Genomic DNA, 14,314 nt, shown 5'->3' on the forward strand with positions numbered 1-14,314 from the left:
GGTCACAGTGCCGACGGATCCTGGGGCCCCCGCCCGGACAGCACCTCCCCGTATGCCTGCATCAGGTCCGGCAGGCGCAGGGTCGACAGGTCGTCGCGGGTCAGTTCGCCCGTGTAGCCGGACAGCCGCAGATCGCGGTAGGCGCAGCTCTTCTCGTACAGGGTGCGCAGGAAGCGGCCGTTGCCCAGTTCGTCGATCCAGCCCTGGTCGACCACGTGCCCGCTGATGGAGCGCAGCTCGTCGAGGGCCTCCTCGTCCCACACGTCGCCGTTCTCGGCGGCCAGCACCTCGCCGATCGAGGTGAGCTCGAGGGGACGGTACGAGGGGAAGTCGACGCGGGTCGTGAAGCGGGACGACAGCCCCGGGTTGGCGGCCAGCAGGCGGTCCATGCCCTCGGGATACCCGGCGAGGATCACCACGAGGTGGTCGCGGTTGTCCTCGGCGCGCTTGAGCAGCACCTGAAGCGCCTCGTCCCCGTAGGCGTCGCCCTTGCCGTAGCCCGAGTTCGACAGCGAGTAGGCCTCGTCGACGAAGAGGACGCCACCGATCGCGGAGTCGATCAGTTCGTTGGCCTTCACGGCGGTCTGGCCGAGGTACTCGCCCACCAGGTCGGCGCGTTGGGCCTCCACGAGATGGTCGCCGCCGAGCAGCCCGAGCGCGTAGAAGACACGGCCCAGGATGCGGGCCACCGTGGTCTTGCCGGTGCCGGACGGCCCCGAGAAGACGAAGTGCCGCTTCGGCGGCTGCACCGGCAAGCCCTGCCCGGCGCGCAGTCTGGCCATGTTCAACTGTGCGGAGAGCGCCTTCACCTGGCGCTTCACCGGCTCCAGGCCGACCATCCGCTCCAGCTCGGCGAGCGCCTCTTCCAGGAGTGCGGGGTCGGTGGGCCCGGTCGGCAACTGCGGCGGCCGGACCGGCACGATCGCCTTCTCGCGGACCGCGTCGGCCTCCGGCGCCGGCCCGCCCGGCGGCAGATCGGGCTCCGAGAGCTTGAGATCCCGGCCCTCCCCGCCGAACAGCGGGTCGACGCCGTCCGGCGCGTCCATCACGTCCTGGCCGACACCGGTGAGCGTGATCGCCGCGAGGTCCGCCGTGTCGTCGTACCCGTCGCCCTCGGCGATCGCGGCGAGCCGCGCCGAGGTGTCCATGAAGGCGGGGTCGACGCGGTGCACCGCCTGGTACAGCGGCAGTGCCGCCGCCGACCGCCCCGTGCCCTCGTGCGCCCGCGCCAGCCAGTACCGCAGCTCCTTGCGCTGCGGCTGCTCGCTGCGACAGCGCATCAGCGCGGCCGACAGCAGCGGCTCGGCCTGCCCGTACATCTCCAGACGGACGCGCGCCATGCCGCCGAAGAGGCCGGCCTCGATGCCCAGCATCGGATCGTCGATCAGCGGGTCCGTGTGCCGGACCAGCTGCTCCCAGTCCTTGACGAGGTAGGCCCGGCAGGCGTGCAGAAACCGCACCTGCGGATCGGCGTCCACCGGCGGCAGTCCCGCCAGCGCCCGGTCCAGCTCCGGGACATGGCGTCCGTCGAGCCAGTGCGAGGCGTGCGCGAGCAGCAGGTCGCGCGGAGACTCCAGGACGGGCTGCACCCACCAGCCCAGCCAGTACCAGGAGTTGAGCGTGCGCCGGTGGCGGGCGCGCTGTTCTCCGAAGCGCTCGCGATGCCGGAAAATCCGCAGCAGCGCGGTCGTCGTGTCGATGCGCAGCGCGTGCAGCCCGAGCCAGCCGTCGGCCATGCCCGGATCCATCCGTACCGCGGCGCGGAACTCCTCCTCCGCCTGCGGATAGGCTCCCATCGTGTAGGCATCCACACCTCGCAGCCAGGCGAGGTCGGCCGGGGCCTCGGGGCCCTGCGTGCCGAAGTCCATCACGTCCCCCACATACCGTGCCCCCGTTGAATGCCGAACGGGCCGGTGCCCGGCGGCAGCCTTCGTCGAACCGCTGTGCCGTGGACGGGAGTTGCGTTCGGTGCGGAGAGCAGCCGTCCTAAGGTCGCACCGAGAGGCATCGTACCTGCGAGGCAGTACCGCGCCGAAGGGTGCCCGCACGGCGGGTTCTTCGAGGTGGGAGCAGACGGGGCGCACGCCCCTCGGTGACCGAGGGTGAACGAATCGCGCGCCGCGGCGTCCGGAATCCGGACGTGGGCAGAACGAAGCCCCCGATCACGGGGGAACAACCGGGGGCTTCGCGTCTGTGGGCGGCCTCGAAAGACCGCATATTGAGAACGTAAGACCTGTACGGTCCCCCGGTCAAGCCGAGTTGGAGCACTCGGGGAAGTTCTCGGACAGGTGCCTTCACAAGTTCAGCACACCGCCGATGGCCCATCACGGTGAGTGATGACCTGGTTCAGTCCTGGCGTCGCAGCGGGCCCCGGCAGTACCTCATATCCCTCTGAGCACTGCCGTACCAGAAGATCGGCGAAAGGTCTTGAGGGGTCGTCGGCGAAGTGCCGGTGCTCGGCGGTGACCCAGTCGACCCAGAAGTCACTCTGCGCCGAACCGTCCCGGTCGCGGCCACGCGTCCAGGCGTCGTCGTGTGCCACCTCCATCCACAGCAGGCACGCCAGATACGGCCGCAGCGCCCGGCGGCCCGCGCCCACACCTTCTACCAGCACCACGGGGGCCGGCGGCAGATCGTGGGCCGCCTCGAACCGGCGCGCCTCCCAGTCGTAGACGCGATAGCGCCCCGCCTCGCCACGGCTCAGCGGCTCGACGACGTCCCGGAGCAGTCGCCCGGTCCACGCGAACAGCTCCTCGTGCGAGCGGATGTCGTCCAGGTGCAGCACGGGCGCGCCGCCCAGCGCCTCGGCCAGCCGCCCGGCGAGCGTGGTCTTTCCGGAGCCCGCGTGCCCGTCGACGCCGACGAGGCGGACGGGGCCGCAGGACGGCGGCAGCCGGTGCATCTGAGAGGCGAGGGTGCGAATGGGGGATCCCTGGGGTGTACGGACTGTGAGGTGGGTGCGTGAGACGAGGAATCATTCTACCGAGGCGATATCAGGAGAATTCGGGTGATTGGGTGGCGGCGCGGGGATCGGGCCGCGTCCCTTCTCATGCCACTGGTCATGACCAATATTGGTCGGCGGCGTGACGCCCGAGGTGCTGGCAGAAGCCGGGGTGGGCATTCATAGTGGGCGACACCTGTGCGTTGGACTCGCCTGTTCCGGACACCCTGGGGGTCACTCGTCCATGACCAGATTCGAACAGCCTTCCCGCAGAACGCTCCTGAGCGCGGTGGTGGTCGCGGCAGCGGCGAGTGCCACGAGTCCGGTGGCTTCCGCGAGCTCGGCCGCGGGCGCCCATGCGCCGACTCGCGCCGCGCAGGCCTCGTCGAAGGTGCGGGCCGCCCGGGTGGACAACCGCGCCTGGACCTCGTACAACGACTGGCGCGGCGGCACCGCGGAGGGCACCCGGGCCGCCTCGGGAGCACGCCCGGGCCTGGTGATGGCGTCCCCCGCGGGCCGTGTCGACTACACGGACCCGCACACCGGCAGGACCGCCGCCTGGGAGTACGCGCGCTGGACGTCGTCCGTCCACCGCCTTGCCGTCCCCTCGACCGAGGTCATCGCCTCCTGGAACGCGCGCACCCCGGCCGGCACCTGGCTCCAGGTCGAGCTGCGCGGCAGGTACTCCGACGGCACGAACACCCCCTGGTACGTGATGGGCCGATGGGCGGCCGGCGACCAGGACATCAGGCGCACCTCGGTGGACGACCAGAGCGACGGCAAGAGCAGCATCTGGACGGACACCTTCGCCATCGACGACGCGGCCTCGGGGCTGCGCCTGGTCTCGTACCGGCTGCGGCTGACCCTGTACCGCAAGCCCGGCGCCAGGATCACGCCCACCGTGTGGCGGCTCGGTGCCATGGGCTCCGACATCCCGGACCGCTTCACCGTCCCGGCCTCGACGCCCGGTCTCACCCGGGAGCTGAAGGTTCCGCGCTACTCGCAGGAGATCCACGCGGGCCAGTACCCGGAGTACGACAACGGCGGCGAAGCCTGGTGCAGCCCCACCTCCTCGCAGATGATCATCGAGTACTGGGGGCGGAAGCCCACGGCCGAGGACCTGGCATGGGTCAATCCGCAGTACGCGGATCCGCAGGTGTGCCATGCTGCCCGGTTCACCTACGACTACCAGTACGCGGGCTGTGGCAACTGGCCCTTCAACGCCGCCTACGCCGCCACGTACCGGGATCTTCAGGGCGTGGTGACGCGGCTCGGTTCCCTCACCGAGCTGGAGACACTGATCGCGGCGGGCATCCCGGTCATCACGTCCCAGTCGTTCCTCGCGTCTGAGCTGACGGGGGCCGGTTACGGTACCGCGGGCCATCTGATGACCGTCATTGGATTCACCGCCGACGGCGACGTGATCGCCAACGACCCGGCCTCGCCGAGCAACGCGGCGGTGCGGCGTGTGTACCGGCGGCGCGAGTGGGAGAACATCTGGCTCCGTACCAAGAGGTACAACGCCTCCGGGAAGGTGGTCTCCGGCACCGGCGGCGTCTGCTACCTGTACTTCCCGGCGCAGCCCACGGCACGCCAGCGGACGGCACTGGCGAAGGTCGGCATCCGCTGAGCAGGGGAGACTCGGCTGGTCGAGGCGCTGATCGAAGGCGCCTCGGCTGATCAAGAACCCTCTCCGGCGTGACCAAGCTCTCTCCCGAAAGAGCCCGTTCCGGTGGCAAGGTGGACAGACCGGTGGGGGGAGTCCGCCAACCCAGACGACGCGAGCGAGCTGCCATGACCGTGACCTCTGCCACCGCCGGACGCCTGCGCACCCGCACCGGCGGCCCCAAGGACGACGGCCCGAAGATCCTGGAACACCTCGCGGGCTGGACCTTCGTGGTGGTGCTCGCGATGCTCGTCACGCAGCTCGGCCTGATCTGACGGCGGGCGGCCCAGCCGCGCCTCTGGGGGTGTTCTTTGGGGCTCTCCCTAGTCGTCGAAGAGAGTCGAACGGGCCGATGACGGGGTCTGCCATACTGCCTGCGGATGTCCGCGGCAGTGGGAGACCAGGGTCGAAAGTGAACGACAGCCAACAGCGCGGCGTCGGCCGCCCACGGGTGCGCGGCACGGACCGCTCCGTGGCCCGTCGTGCCGAACTCATCGCCATCGGACGGAAGTTATTCGCCGACACGTCCTACGACGCGCTGTCGATGGACGACATCGCGAAGCAGGCTCACGTGGCCAAGGGCTTGATCTACTACTACTTCAAGTCCAAGCGCGGCTACTACCTGGCGATCATCGAGGACTCGGTCGCCGAGCTGGTCTCCCGGGCGGCCGGCGGCCTCGAACTGCCGCCCCGGGAACGGGTGCACCGCACCATCGACGGCTATCTGCGCTACGCCGAACTCCACCAGGCCGCCTACCGCGCGATCATCAGCGGCGGCGTCGGCTTCGACGCCGAGGTGCAGGCCATACGAGACGAAGTGCGCGAAGCCATCGTCGAGACCATCGCCGAAGGAGCGTACGGGCGGCGTGAGGTCGGCCCCCTGCCGCGTACGGCGCTGCTCGGCTGGCTCTGCAGCGTCGAGGGCGCCACCCTCGACTGGATCGACCACCAGACGCTGTCGCGCGACGTCATGCGCGAACTGCTCGTGAAGATGCTCGGTGGTGTACTGCAAGCCATCGAGGAACTCGACCCCGCGTATCCCGCGCCCGAAGCCGCCCATCAGGGTGTCTGACTGACCGGGGCGCCCGGGCGAAGGCGGGGGTCGACGAACCCCCCGCCTCCTTGCGGTACGGACTGCCGTACGCGCCGTTTTCCGTACGGGCCGGGCTAGTTGATTGCCTTGATCAGCTCGCCGTTCGGCGTGTCACCGCTCAGCTCCCAGAAGAAGGTGCCTCCCAGGCCCTGCTGGTTCTTGTAGGTCATCTTCCCGGCGATGGTCGACGGAGTGTCGTAACTCCACCAGTTGTTCCCGCACTTCGCGTAGGCCGTGCCGCCGACGGTGCCGGTTGCCGGGCACTTCGTCTTGAGCACCTTGTAGTCCTCGATGCCCTGCTCGTACGTCCCCGCCGCCGGGCCGGTCGCACTGCCGCCGGGCGCCGCCTGGGTGACACCGGTCCAACCGCGCCCGTAGAAGCCGATGCCGAGCAGCAGCTTCGAGGCCGGGATGCCGAGCCCCTTGAGCTTCGCGATCGTCGCGGAGGTGTGGTAACCCGCCTTCGGAATCCCGGAGTACGAGTTCAGCGGCGAGTGCGGAGCCGTCGGGCCGGTCGCGTCCCAGGCACCGAAGAAGTCGTACGTCATCGGGTTGTACCAGTTGACGTACTGCGCGGCGCCCGCGTAGTCCGCCGCGTCGATCTTGCCGCCGCTCGTGGCGTCGGCCGGGATCGCCGACGTGACGAGCGCGGAACCGCCGAACTTGGCGCGGACCGCCGACATCAGGTTCCGGTACGCCGCCCTCCCGCTGGTGTCGCAGGTCAGACCGCATGCGTTGGGGTACTCCCAGTCGATGTCGATCCCGTCGAAGACGTCCGCCCACTTGGAGTTCTCGACCAGGTCGTAGCAGGACTGGGCGAAGGCGGCCGGGTTCCTGGCGGCCTCGGTGAAGCCGCCGGACCAGGTCCAGCCGCCGAAGGACCAGAGGACCTTGAGGTTCGGATGGAGCTTCTTGAGCTCGCGCAGCTGGTTGAAGGTACCGCGCAGGGGCTGGTCCCAGGTGTCGGCGACACCGTCGACGGATTCGGCCGCGGTGTACGTCCGCTCGGTCGCCGCGTAGGAGTCACCCATGGCGCACTTGCCGCCGGTGACATTGCCGAAGGCGTAGTTGATGTGAGTCAGCTTGGCCGCCGAGCCGGACGTCCTGATGTTCTTGACGAGGTACTTGCGGTCGTAGGTACCCCATTCGGTGAAGTAGCCGACGACCGTGGAGCCGGCGGCCTTCGGCGTTGATGCGGCCTGCGGTGTCGATCCGGCCTGCGGCGTCGATCCGGCCCGCTGCGCCGGTCCGGCCGCGGCGGCTGAGCCCGCGCCGGCGAGCAGCCCCGCGCCGAGGACGGCGCAGCACGCGGCGGAGACGAACGCCCGGAAGCGGACGCGGAGTTGTAGCGGTCTGAGCATCATGTCTCCTCGTGGGGAGGGGAGCGTGGGGTTGGTGCCTGGACCTGGTGAAGACGTGCGTGATCTGCCCTGCGCGTTTGACATGAACGCGCCGGAGCGTTGAGGGAAACGGTAGGAGGACTAGACCAGCTGGGTCAATGGTCCGGACCAATTTCGATGTGGTTTAATAAACGGTCGTTAACTGGTGATGTGCTCTGCCGAACCGGGCATACTCACAGCGCCACAGCCGCTGGTCAGCTTCTCCCACTGCCTGAACGGCGCGGGGGGACCCTCGTCCGAGACCCGGAAGGGGAGCATCGGCTGGACGACGAAAGACCGGGCGGAGCCACCTCACCCCTGTGCGTGTCCGCCGAAGCGCCCGACAGGGAGGAGAGCGTCGCCATGATCGACAGCGCGCCGCAGCCGGTGGACCGTGACCTGCCCACGGACGAGGCCCGGGATCTGATCTCGCTCGTCCGTGACATCACGCAGCGCGAGATCGCTCCCAAGGCGGCCGCGGAGGAGGACGCCGGGCGCTTCCCGCGCGACCTGTTCACCCTGCTCTCGGAGTCGGGGCTGCTCGGCCTTCCGTACGACTCGGAGTACGGCGGCGGGGACCAGCCGTACGAGGTCTATCTCCAGGTTCTCGAGGAGCTGGCCGCGGCCCGGTTGACCGTCGGTCTCGGTGTCAGCGTGCACTCGCTGTCCTGTTACGCGCTTGCCCACTACGGCACCAAGGAACAGCAGGTCCAGCATCTGCCGGCCATGCTCGGCGGCGGCCTCCTGGGCGCGTACTGCCTCTCCGAGCCGTCGTCCGGGTCCGACGCCGCCGGCATGCGGACCAAAGCGGTGCGGGACGGTGACGAGTGGCTGCTCACCGGCACCAAGGCATGGATCACGCACGGTGGCGTCGCCGACTTCTACACCGTGTTCGCGCGCAGCGGCGGCGAGGGGACACGCGGCATCACGGCGTTCCTGGTGCCGGGCGACGCGGAGGGGCTGAGCGCCGCGGTGCCCGAGAAGAAGATGGGCATGAAGGGCTCGCCCACGGCCCAGGTTCACCTCGACCGGGTGCGGATCTCCGACGACCGGCGCATCGGGGACGAAGGTCAGGGCTTCGCCATCGCCCTGTCGGCACTCGACTCGGGGCGGCTCGGCATCGCCGCCTGCGCGGTCGGTGTGGCCCAGGCGGCTCTCGACGAGGCGGTCGCCTACGCCACCGCGCGCGAGCAGTTCGGCCGGCGGATCTCGGACTTCCAGGGCATGCGCTTCATGCTCGCGGACATGGCGACGCAGATCGAGGCGGGCCGGGCGCTCTACCTCGCCGCCGCGCGACTGCGTGACGCGGGGCGGCCGTTCGCCAAGCAGGCGGCCATGGCGAAGCTGCTGTGCACGGACGCCGCGATGAAGGTCACCACGGACGCCGTCCAGGTGCTCGGCGGGTACGGCTACACCGCGGACTTCCCCGTGGAGCGCTTCATGCGCGAGGCCAAGGTGCTGCAGATCGTCGAGGGCACCAACCAGATCCAGCGGATGGTCATCGCCCGTCACCTCGTGGGTCCCGACTCGCGCTGAACCGCCCGTACCCGTACCCGTATCCGTACATGATCGAGGGCGCCACGAGCCGGACCCACTCGGGGTCGTGGCGCCCCGGCAGGGTCCGGCCGCGGTCGGACCAGGTGCGGATCAGGGCGCGGTAGATGGGGGGATCCGGGGGCTGCCGTCGAGGCTGCGGCTCCTGTGGATCCTGCGGCTCTGGTGATTCCTGGAGCCCGTGGTTAACCGATTCTGCGGGCACGGAAACGAGAATCCGGCGGCGACGGCTCGTCTCGGCATACGTTGCGGTCATACCAGGGCAACGCGTCCACGGGTGGACAGGTCACCGGCCCGCTGATTCGCCCGTCAGTTCACGGTCGGCCCGTACGGGTTCACGGTGGGCCGTACGGGGTCATGGTCGGCCGTACGGGGTCGCGGCCGGCCATGCTGGTCGTTCAAAGCCACCGCCCCGGTCGGCCTGCTCAGTCCGCTTCGGTGCGGCTGTCGTCCTGGCGGACCGGACACACTGATCCTGCACCACGGCAGCCCGCGAGCCATGGTGCAGGGCAGCTACGAAAGACCGAGCCGGTTCGACGAGAGCGCTGCCTGAGCGCCCCGGACCGGTCAGGCGGCCTGTCGGCGCAGTACCGGCACCCGCATGGGACGCGAGCCGGGGCCACCGACGTGCGAGAAGGGCTGTGTCCGCCAATCGAGCCCCTGAGGGAGCGTCAACAGCAGGGCGGTGTCCTGCTCCTGAGCCTCCATCGACTCGTCGGCGGGCCGGGCCTCGGCCGCCGCGCGGCCCGTACCGGCACACACCGTGAGCCCGAACGGGTTCCACGGCGTCGCGCACAGCGCGTGCTCGGGCAGGACCTCCTCGTCCGCCAGGAGCGCGATGGGCTGCGCGCAGTCCGGGCAGATCACCCGGTACATCTCAAAAGTGTCATACGCGTCGAATTCTTCACCGTCGGCGGCGTCCGGTTCGACGCCCTCCGGCTCGGGCTCGACGACCGGCTTCAGCCGCTTGGGCGCGGTACGACCAGGGCGCTTCAGACTCTGCATATGGGTTTCTCCCCCTCGGGTGGGCCGACAAGGCGCTGCGGCCTCGACCAAAGCAAGCACTTCCCGTCCCGTCTCGGCGGTAATCACGAGAACATCACGAAACCTGTAACCACACTGTGGCCTTCGTCACATGCTGCCCGCAGGTGCCCGTGGCGGTGGATTTGTCCCCCGCATGGCTGACGGGCTCCGCCCGGGCACATCACAAACCGGGTATGACCAGGGCCGCTGAGGTATCCGAGAGATCAAGAGCCCTGTAGGTTCTGCGCCATGGAGGAGCTGGACCGACAGATTGTGCAGCTGCTCGTCGCGGACGGGCGGATGAGCTACACCGACCTGGGCAAGGCCACGGGTCTGTCCACGTCGGCCGTGCACCAGCGGGTGCGCCGGCTGGAACAGCGCGGCGTCATCCGCGGCTATGCCGCGGTCGTCGACCCCGAGGCCGTCGGGCTGCCGATGACGGCCTTCATCTCGGTGAAGCCGTTCGACCCCAGCGCCCCGGACGACATCGCGGAACGCCTGTCGGACGTCCCGGAGATCGAGGCCTGCCACAGCGTCGCGGGCGACGAGAACTACATCCTCAAGGTCCGTGTCTCGACGCCGCACGAACTGGAAGAGCTGCTCGCGCGCCTCCGCTCGCTGGCCGGCGTGTCGACGCGTACGACCGTGGTCCTTTCCACTCCGTACGAGGCACGGCCGCCCAGGATCTGAGTCCGGACCGGCAGCCTGCCCCCGCGCGCGGGGCGGGTGCGGGGCAGGTGTGCCAAGGGGCGAGACTGTTCCCCATGAGTGAGAGCACCGCCACCCCTCGTACCGTGCTGCTGCGCGGTGGGGAAGTCCACAGCCCCGCCGACCCGTTCGCCACCGCGATGGTCGTGGAACACGGGCAAGTCGCCTGGGTCGGCTCCGAGGGCGCGGCCGACGCGTTCGCCGACGGGGTCGACGAGGTGATGGACCTCGACGGTGCCCTGGTCACCCCGGCGTTCACCGACGCCCACGTGCACACCACGGCGACCGGGCTCACCCTCACCGGCCTCGACCTGTCCGCCGCGCCCTCCCTGGAGGCGGCCCTCGCCCTCGTTCGCGACTTCGCGGCCGCCCGCCCCGCCGACCGGGTCCTCTTGGGCCACGGCTGGGACGCCGCCCGCTGGCCCGGAGGCCGACCGCCGACGCGGAGCGAACTCGACGAGGCCACCGGGGGCCGCCCGCTCTACCTCTCCCGCATCGACGTCCACTCGGCCGTCGCCAGCACGGCCCTCCTGGACCTGGTGCCGGGGATCACGGGACTCACGGGGTACGAGGACGGCCCGCTGACCCGTGACGCCCACCACGCCGTGCGCGCCGCGGCACTCGGAGCCGTCACCCCCGCCCAGCGCAGCGAGGCCCAGCGCACGGCGCTCGCACACGCCGCCTCGCTCGGCATCGGTTCCCTCCACGAGTGCGCGGGCCCGGACATCTCCTCCGAGGACGACTTCACCGGGCTGCTGCGGCTCGCCGCCGAAGAGGCCAGCCCCAGGGTCGTCGGCTACTGGGCCGAGCAGGGGCAAGAGGGCATCGCGAAGGCCCGCGCCCTGGGCGCGATCGGCGCCGCGGGTGACCTCTTCGTCGACGGGGCCCTCGGCTCGCACACGGCCTGCCTGCACCGGCCGTACGCGGACGCCGGCCACACCGGCACCGCCTACCTCGACGCCGCCGCCGTCGCCGCCCATGTGGTGGCCTCCACCGAGGCGGGCCTCCAGGCCGGGTTCCATGCCATCGGGGACGCCGCCGTGACCGCCGTGGTCGAGGGGGTGCGCGCAGCCGCCGAGAAGGTCGGTCCGGCCCGCGTACGGGCCGCCCGGCACCGCGTCGAGCACGCCGAGATGCTCACCCCCGAAACCATTGCCGGCTTCGCCGAGCTTGGACTCACCGCCTCCGTTCAGCCCGCCTTCGACGCGCTGTGGGGCGGCGAGGACGGCATGTACGCCCAGCGCCTGGGTGCCGAACGGGCCCGTACGCTCAACCCGTTCGCGGCACTGCTGCGCTCCGGCGTGCCGCTCGCCCTCGGTTCCGACAGCCCCGTCACTCCGCTCGACCCGTGGGGCACCGTCCGCGCCGCGGCCTTTCACCGGACACCGGAACACCGGGTCTCCGTACGGGCGGCCTTCACCGCGCACACACGGGGCGGGTGGCGGGCGATCGGCCGGGACGACGCGGGCGTCCTGGTGCCGGGCGCGCCCGCGGACTACGCCGTGTGGCGCACCGACGAACTCGTGGTGCAGGCCCCGGACGACCGGGTCGCCCGCTGGTCGACCGACCCCCGCTCGGGCACCCCCGGACTGCCCGACCTGACGCCCGGGACGCGGCTCCCTGTCTGCCTGCGCACCGTGGTGGGCGGTCGAACCGTCTTCATGAGGCCGGACGAGTGATGTACCGGGGTGGCGGGGCGCCGGTCCGGACCGCCGCTCTGTCATGCGACCTGCGTATCCTCCCCGCTGACCAGGCGATTGACTGAAAAGCCGCAGGTGAAACGGCTGTTGATGGAAGTGGCAGGTGGCCGGTAGGTTCGGCCGGGTCCACCACCGGACGTCCGACCGCGGAAGTTCCGAGCAGCCCTCGAATCGCCGCTGGGTCAGGGGTGGTGTGCCGCACCGGCGCACCACCACTGGGAGCCAGGCCCAGCCCTCGCGTACTGGGGGATGAGGGAACGTTCCGGCCGGTCGGCAGGTGTGACCCGGGTGGGGCCCGGACGCTCAGTAGACAACGGCTCTAGGTCGACCCGCAGCCAGCGGGCCCCAGGTCGGCCCGAAGGGCGCCGGGCCCCGATCCGCTGTACGTTTCTCTCTTCTCGCCAGAAGCTGTTCTCGGGCCGGCGTCTCCGAGCGCGTAAATCGGCGTCCTATCTGGGCGAAGAGCGGTGCTCGCTATGGTGGAGCCCCTCTGCACGGAAGTCTTAAGGGGAAGCTGTGAACGACGGCGGTGGGCGACAGTTCGGTCCGCTCGGCACGACCTTGGTGATCATCCCGACCTACAACGAGGCGGAGAACATCAAGGCAATCGTCGACCGGGTGCGGGCTGCGGTGCCCGAGGCACACGTCCTGGTCGCCGACGACAACAGCCCGGACGGCACGGGCAAGCTCGCCGACGAGATGACCGTCGGGGACGACCACGTCCACGTGCTGCACCGCAAGGGCAAGGAAGGCCTCGGCGCCGCCTACCTCGCGGGCTTCCGCTGGGGTCTGGAACAGGGCTACGGCGTCCTGGTCGAGATGGACGCCGACGGTTCGCACCAGCCCGAGGAGCTGCCCCGGCTGCTCACCGCGCTCAAGGGCGCCGACCTGGTCCTCGGTTCCCGCTGGGTGCCGGGCGGGCGGGTCGTGAACTGGCCCAAGCACCGTGAGTACATCTCCCGTGGCGGAAGCCTGTATTCGAGGGTTCTGCTCGACGTACCGATGCGTGATGTCACCGGTGGCTACCGCGCGTTCCGCCGGGAGACGCTCGAAGGCCTCGGCCTCAGCGACGTCGCCTCCCAGGGCTACTGCTTCCAGGTCGACCTGGCACGGCGCGCCGTCAGAGCCGGCTACCACGTCGTCGAGGTGCCCATCACGTTCGTCGAGCGCGAGCTGGGCGACTCCAAGATGAGCCGCGACATCCTCGTCGAGGCCCTGTGGAGAGTCACGACGTGGGGGATCGGGGAGCGGGCGGGGCGGATCTTCGGGCGCAAACCCTTCTGAAGCCGACCTGAAGCCCGCGGGCGCGCGGGCCCACAATCCCACAGGCAGCGCTGTTCAGCCCCCTTATCCCGTACTGAGCCGGGCCCAGGCACACTGGACGCATGACGACTGGCGCTCCGACTCCGACGTACCCCGCACAGCCACGGCGCTCCCGACTGCGTTCGTTTCTGCCGCTTGGTATCGCCGCGTGGCTGGTGCTCGAGATCTGGCTGCTGACCCTGGTGGCAGGCGCGGCGAGTGGCCTCGCCGTCTTCCTGCTGCTCGTCGCCGGGTTCGTGCTCGGATCCGTGGTCATCAAGCGGGCCGGACGCCGGGCTTTCCGCAAGCTGAGCGAGGCTCTGCAACAGCAGCAGGCCGGTCAGGCCGGGGGGCTGCCGCAGGGTGAGCGGGGCGGCGAGGGCAACGGTCTGATGATGCTGGGCGGTCTGCTGCTGATGCTGCCCGGTCTGGTGTCCGACGCCGTGGGCCTGCTCCTGCTGATTCCGCCGGTCCAGAAGGCACTGAGCCGGTACGCGGAGCGCACCTTCGAACGCAAGATGCGCGAGGCCACTCCGGGCACCCTCGGTGACGCCTTCCAGCAGGCCCGCATCCGCCGCCCCGACGGCAAGGTCGTCCAGGGCGAGGTCATCCGCGACGACGAGCCGCGTGGCCCCGAGCGGGACGCGGAGCGGCGTCCGCCGCTGCAGGGCTGAGGCCCCGGCCCGCCCGGCGTTCGGCGGCGCGCCCCTGAGCACGCTCGGTTCATTCGCCCCCGCCGCCCCTACCCGTCCCACCCCTGGGGGCTGCGCCCCAGACCCCCGAACCCGGTTTGTATCTCGGCTGCGGGTTGTATGCGGCTGGTCGCGCAGTTCCCCGCGCCCCTTACGGGGGCGCTACGGGGGCGCCAACGCACGGAAACCGCGGGTGCCGTACGCGTACGTACGGCACCCGCGGTTCCGGGTGCGCTCTGTATGCCGCCGCAGCCCC

At 70.4% G+C, this 14,314-nt stretch carries 12 protein-coding genes; 8 read left to right on the plus strand and 4 right to left on the minus strand.

Annotation, left to right across the window (positions count from 1 at the left end; translation table 11 throughout):
* Positions 1 to 2: 2 nt before the first annotated feature.
* Together FGD71_RS44080 and FGD71_RS44085 are read right to left on the minus strand one after the other, a co-directional pair.
* On the minus strand, positions 3 to 1,868 hold the full coding sequence (locus FGD71_RS44080; protein WP_119106233.1) for an AAA family ATPase: 1,866 nt from the start codon (positions 1,866 to 1,868) through the stop codon (positions 3 to 5).
* A 434-nt stretch (positions 1,869 to 2,302) separates the two neighbouring features.
* Positions 2,303 to 2,902 carry a uridine kinase family protein gene (locus FGD71_RS44085; RefSeq protein WP_119106234.1) on the minus strand — a complete coding sequence of 200 codons (600 nt, stop codon included), beginning with the start codon at positions 2,900 to 2,902 and terminating at the stop codon, positions 2,303 to 2,305.
* Between the two features lie 283 nt (positions 2,903 to 3,185).
* Between FGD71_RS44085 and FGD71_RS44090 the strand changes: the two genes are divergently transcribed.
* From FGD71_RS44090 to FGD71_RS44100, 3 genes are all read left to right on the plus strand, one after another.
* Positions 3,186 to 4,571: a peptidase C39 family protein gene (locus FGD71_RS44090; RefSeq protein WP_119106235.1), complete on the plus strand. Its 1,386-nt coding sequence runs from the start codon at positions 3,186 to 3,188 to the stop codon at positions 4,569 to 4,571.
* A 164-nt stretch (positions 4,572 to 4,735) separates the two neighbouring features.
* Positions 4,736 to 4,882 (plus strand): SCO1431 family membrane protein, encoded by a 147-nt coding sequence (locus tag FGD71_RS44095; RefSeq protein WP_119106236.1) that lies wholly within the window; start codon positions 4,736 to 4,738, stop codon positions 4,880 to 4,882.
* Between the two features lie 137 nt (positions 4,883 to 5,019).
* Positions 5,020 to 5,679: a TetR/AcrR family transcriptional regulator gene (locus FGD71_RS44100; RefSeq protein ID WP_119106237.1), complete on the plus strand. Its 660-nt coding sequence runs from the start codon at positions 5,020 to 5,022 to the stop codon at positions 5,677 to 5,679.
* Between the two features lie 95 nt (positions 5,680 to 5,774).
* Here the strand turns inward: FGD71_RS44100 and FGD71_RS44105 are convergent, their stop codons facing one another.
* Positions 5,775 to 7,061 carry a glycoside hydrolase family 18 protein gene (locus tag FGD71_RS44105; protein WP_119106238.1) on the minus strand — a complete coding sequence of 429 codons (1,287 nt, stop codon included), beginning with the start codon at positions 7,059 to 7,061 and terminating at the stop codon, positions 5,775 to 5,777.
* Positions 7,062 to 7,442: 381 nt separating this feature from the next.
* Here FGD71_RS44105 and FGD71_RS44110 point away from each other — a divergent pair, with 381 nt between their 5' ends.
* Positions 7,443 to 8,615 (plus strand): acyl-CoA dehydrogenase family protein, encoded by a 1,173-nt coding sequence (locus FGD71_RS44110; RefSeq protein ID WP_119106239.1) that lies wholly within the window; start codon positions 7,443 to 7,445, stop codon positions 8,613 to 8,615.
* Positions 8,616 to 9,200: 585 nt separating this feature from the next.
* Here the strand turns inward: FGD71_RS44110 and FGD71_RS44120 are convergent.
* Complete coding sequence (locus FGD71_RS44120; RefSeq protein WP_119106241.1) at positions 9,201 to 9,638, minus strand: hypothetical protein; 438 nt, start codon at positions 9,636 to 9,638, stop codon at positions 9,201 to 9,203.
* A 267-nt stretch (positions 9,639 to 9,905) separates the two neighbouring features.
* Here FGD71_RS44120 and FGD71_RS44125 point away from each other — a divergent pair, with 267 nt between their 5' ends.
* The 4 genes from FGD71_RS44125 (at position 9,906) to fxsA (ending at position 14,040) form a co-directional block, all read left to right on the plus strand.
* Positions 9,906 to 10,346: an Lrp/AsnC family transcriptional regulator gene (locus FGD71_RS44125; protein WP_119106242.1), complete on the plus strand. Its 441-nt coding sequence runs from the start codon at positions 9,906 to 9,908 to the stop codon at positions 10,344 to 10,346.
* 74 nt (positions 10,347 to 10,420) lie between these two features.
* Positions 10,421 to 12,043: an amidohydrolase gene (locus tag FGD71_RS44130; RefSeq protein WP_119106243.1), complete on the plus strand. Its 1,623-nt coding sequence runs from the start codon at positions 10,421 to 10,423 to the stop codon at positions 12,041 to 12,043.
* Between the two features lie 537 nt (positions 12,044 to 12,580).
* Entirely contained in the window at positions 12,581 to 13,348 is a 768-nt protein-coding gene (locus FGD71_RS44135) for a polyprenol monophosphomannose synthase (protein WP_119106244.1), read from the plus strand.
* A gap of 101 nt (positions 13,349 to 13,449) precedes the next feature.
* Positions 13,450 to 14,040 carry an FxsA family membrane protein gene (gene fxsA, locus FGD71_RS44140; RefSeq protein WP_119106245.1) on the plus strand — a complete coding sequence of 197 codons (591 nt, stop codon included), beginning with the start codon at positions 13,450 to 13,452 and terminating at the stop codon, positions 14,038 to 14,040.
* The last annotated feature ends 274 nt before the right edge of the window (positions 14,041 to 14,314 follow it).

Source organism: Streptomyces sporangiiformans (assembly GCF_005768555.2).
In the GTDB taxonomy this organism is placed as follows: domain Bacteria; phylum Actinomycetota; class Actinomycetes; order Streptomycetales; family Streptomycetaceae; genus Streptomyces; species Streptomyces sporangiiformans.